Below are 4,238 nucleotides of genomic sequence, written 5' to 3'. Positions count from 1 at the left end.
AGAAGCCGATACCAACAAGGACGGCAAGCTCACCAAGCAGGAATGGGAAGCCTGGCAGAAGGCCCACTAGGCCCCACGCAGCTCCCTTCGAAGAAAAGGCCCCGCCAACGACACCCGGCGGGGCCTTTTGCGTTGAAAAGAAGAATGCCTCCGGCGGCCCCTCCGGGGAGGCCAGGGCTCGGCCCTGGACCCGCCAACGGCTGAAGCTGGAAACCATTCGCCGCTTTCGCGGGGGCATAGCTCGGTCAAGCGACTCATGCGCGGGGACGGACTGCCCGCTCGCCCCAGCCGGGGTGTTTTTAGGGAAAAAGAAAAGAACAAGTCTTCAAATCAAGAAATCCGCTTCTGCCAATGTTTCAGACGCCGCCAGCCAATCCCTCCGCCACCAACTCCCAAACTCCCGCGCTGCTCGCCCGCGCGGCGGAGATGGGGGTGCAGGGGCTTCGTCCCTGCCGGGGCCGCGTCGGGTCTTAGGCCGAGCTTGCTCGATCTTAGAGCCGTCGACAGCAGCGATAGGGCAGAGCCCTGGTCGCGCCGCGAAGCGGTGAGCCACAGGACGGGGCGAATCCAGGCGGCCCCGCCGGCGAGGCGAGCCCCCGGCAGGGCCGACGGAGGCATTCCCTGCCGCGCGTTCCTGCCGGGACGGCCGCCCTTCGGGCTTTTGACAAAGTGCGGGGATTGGACTAACCAATCTCGTTTCCCATAGTGTTGAGCGTATAAAAGGAAATGGAACGCGCCATGGCGAAGATTCAGAAGATAAAGGGTTTCGCGGACCTGTTCCCGGAGGAGGCCGCGCAGTACACCCGGATGGAGGCGGTGGCCCGCGAGGTGTTCGGCCTGTACGGGTTTGGCGAGCTGCGGATTCCGGTGCTGGAGAAGACCGAGCTGTTCGCCAAGTCGATCGGCGAGGACACGGACGTGGTGGGCAAGGAGATGTTCACCTTTCCCGACCGCAAGGGCCGTTCGCTGACCATGCGTCCCGAGGCCACGGCGGGCGTGGTGCGCGCGTTCATCGAGTCCGGCGTGCATCAGCCGGGCAAGGTCTCCAAGTATTTCGCCTTTGGCCCCATGTTCCGGTACGAGCGGCCGCAGAAGGGCCGCCAGCGGCAGTTTCATCAGATCGACGCCGAGATTTTCGGGGCGGACGAGGCCCAGTCGGACGGCGAGCTGATCCTGATGCTGCGCACGTTTTTGAACCGGCTGGGGCTGACCAAGCTGACCATCGAGCTGAACTCCCTGGGCTGCGCCGAGTGCCGGCCGGGGTATCGCCAGGCGCTGATCGACTATTACAAGTCCAAGGACCGGGAGAATTTCTGCGAGGATTGCCGCCGCCGCATGGACACCAACCCGTTGCGCGTGCTGGACTGCAAGGTCCCGACGTGCAAGGAGCTGGTCAAGGACGCGCCGGTCATCACCGATCACCTGTGCCCGGAGTGCGAGAAGCACTTTGCGGACGTGCGGGCGATCCTGGACGGCGCGGGCGCGGCCTATGAGCTGAACACGCGGCTGGTGCGCGGGCTGGACTATTACGTGCGCACCTGTTTCGAGGTGTCGAGCTCTGACATCGGGGCGCAGACCGCGGTGGCGGGCGGCGGCCGGTATGACGGGCTGGTGAAGAATTTGGGCGGCGCCGACTGTCCGGGCACGGGCTTCGCCTGCGGCATGGAGCGGCTGGCGCTGCTCCTGGGCCAGGCCGAGACGGCGCGGCCGGACTTCTATCTGGCCGTGGTGGACGAGGCTGCGGCCAACGAGGCCATGCTTTTTGCGCAGAAGCTGCGCGACAAGGGGCTTTCGGGCGAGGTCACCTACGGTTCCGGGTCCATGAAGTCGCGCATGCGCCAGGCCAACAAGACCGGGGCCAGGGTCTGCCTGATCCTGGGCGGCCAGGAGATGGCCGACGGCACGGTGACGGTCAAGTACATGGACGACGAGCGCGACCAGGAGACCCTGGACCGTTCGCTGTACCTGGCGAGCCTGTAGTTTATTCCGCACCCCGGCCGGATGCCGGGGCGCGTCGCGTATTTCCGGGGCGGCGGGGCGGTTCCCCGCCGGTTCCGACCATAAAATGAGAGAGTGGAGCAACCGACAATGTCTGAGTATCAGGAAGAACGGGATTACAGCGAATATCGCGTCATCGAGGACCTCGCGGGCTGGCGGCGCACCCACCACAACAACGAGCTGACCTCGGCCAACCTGGGCGAGCAGGTCTGCCTGATGGGTTGGGTCCAGTTCCGGCGCGACCACGGCGGGCTCATCTTCCTCGACCTGCGCGACCGCGAGGGCATGACCCAGGTCGTCTTCAACCCCGAGGAGAACGCGGACGTGCACGAGCGCGCCCACGCCATCCGGCCCGAGTACGTCGTGGCCATCAAGGGCAAGGTCCGCCCCCGGCCCGAGGGCATGGCCAACCCGAACATGGTCACCGGCGAGGTCGAGATCGAGGTCACCGACTACAAGCTGCTCAACACCTCCGAGACCCCGCCGTTCCCCATCGAGGACCGCGTGGAGGTCAGCGAGAACCTGCGCCTCAAGTACCGCTTCCTGGACCTGCGCCGTCCGTCGCTGGCGAAGAATTTCATCATCCGCAACAAGGCGGCCCAGTCCGTGCGCCGCTACCTGGACGGCCTCGGCTTCCTGGAGATCGAGACCCCGGTGCTGACCAAGTCCACGCCCGAGGGCGCGCGCGACTTCCTGGTCCCCAGCCGCCTGAGCCCGGGCCAGTTCTACGCCCTGCCGCAGTCCCCGCAGCTCTTCAAGCAGATGCTCATGGTCTCCGGCATGGACCGCTATTTCCAGATCGTCAAATGCTTCCGCGACGAGGACCTGCGCGCCGACCGCCAGCCCGAGTTCACCCAGATCGACATCGAGATGAGCTTCGTGGACGAGACCATGGTGCAGGAGATGGCCGAAGGCATGGTCAAGCGGCTGTTCCGCGAGACCATCGGCGTCGAGCTGCCCGAGGTATTCCCGCACATGACCTATGCGGACGCCATGAACCTCTACGGCGTTGACAAGCCGGACCTGCGCTTCGGCCTGGAGCACGTGGACATCACCGACGTGTTCAAGAATTCCGGGTTCAAGGTCTTCGCCTCCTCCGAGCTGGTCAAGGTCATGGTCGTGCCCGGCGGCGGGGTCCTGTCCCGCAAGGAGATCGACGAGTACACCAAGTTCGTCGAGATTTACGGCTCCAAGGGGTTGGCCTGGATCAAGGTCAAGGAGGACGGCGAGTGGCAGTCGCCCATCGTCAAGTTCTTCTCCGAGGACGAGATCGCGGCCCTGCGCGAGCGCACCGGCTGCAAGCCCGGCGACATCCTCTTCTTCCAGGCCGGGGCCGCCGACGTGGCCAACGCCGCCCTGGGCAACCTGCGCTGCGAGCTGGGCGAACGCTTCGGCCTCATCAACGACAAGGAATTCAAGCCGGTCTGGATCACCGACTTCCCGCTGCTCGAATACGATCCGGACGAAAAGCGCTACGTGGCCAAGCACCACCCCTTCACCTCGGCCCGGCCCGAGCAGATGGAAGTGCTCAAGAGCGACCCCGCGAACGCCATCGCCCGCGCCTACGACCTGGTCCTCAACGGCCACGAGGTCGGCGGCGGCTCCATCCGCATCCATACCCCGGCGCAGCAGGAGGCCATGTTCGCCGCCCTGGGCATCGGCCGCGACGAGGCCGAGGAGAAGTTCGGCTTCCTCATGAACGCCCTCAAGTACGGCGCGCCGCCCCACGGCGGCATCGCCTTCGGCCTGGACCGGCTCATCATGATCCTGACCGGCTCGCGGTCCATCCGCGACGTCATCGCCTTCCCCAAGACCCAGAAGGCCACCTGCCTGCTCACCGAAGCCCCGTCCGAAGTGCCCAGCAAGCAGTTGCGCGAACTGGGCATCCGGCTGCGCGAGAAGAAGCAGGACTAGACGGATTCTCCGCCGGAGGCTTTGCGAAGAAGCCTCCGGCGGTCCTTCCGGGGACGCGCTGCCCGCCGGGACACCGCCTGCGGTTCCCTTAACCCCGGCCGGGATGTTTTTTTCAAGAAGGAGCGGGAAGCAGGGGAACGGGCCCGCTCCTTGGATTAATTCCCCCTTCCCTTTTGAATTTCCGTTCTTAATACGTTAATAGCTTTTTTCGATAACGCCGCGTGACACGACTGCGGTCCCCCGCCAATTCTCCTGCGGCGTAAATGAAAAGTTTTGGAAGGGAGTTGGGGATGGGGGTCCGGGGGAAGGGGAAGAGGGGAACCTTT

Annotated in this window: 2 protein-coding genes; both read left to right on the top strand. The window is 65.1% G+C overall.

What is annotated here, in order from left to right; all coding sequences use genetic code 11:
* Positions 1 to 738 precede the first annotated feature (738 nt).
* Complete coding sequence (hisS, locus tag PHP91_RS17095; RefSeq protein WP_300143690.1) at positions 739 to 1,980, top strand: histidine--tRNA ligase; 1,242 nt, start codon at positions 739 to 741, stop codon at positions 1,978 to 1,980.
* A 108-nt stretch (positions 1,981 to 2,088) separates the two neighbouring features.
* Entirely contained in the window at positions 2,089 to 3,912 is a 1,824-nt protein-coding gene (aspS, locus tag PHP91_RS17090; protein WP_300143687.1) for an aspartate--tRNA ligase, read from the top strand.
* Positions 3,913 to 4,238: the final 326 nt, after the last annotated feature.

Origin of the sequence: Pseudodesulfovibrio sp., assembly GCF_028692895.1 — a bacterium.
Classification (GTDB): Bacteria; Desulfobacterota; Desulfovibrionia; order Desulfovibrionales; family Desulfovibrionaceae; genus Pseudodesulfovibrio.
Note: the sequence above shows the minus strand (reverse complement) of the source record. Positions and strands in the feature narration are given on the sequence as shown.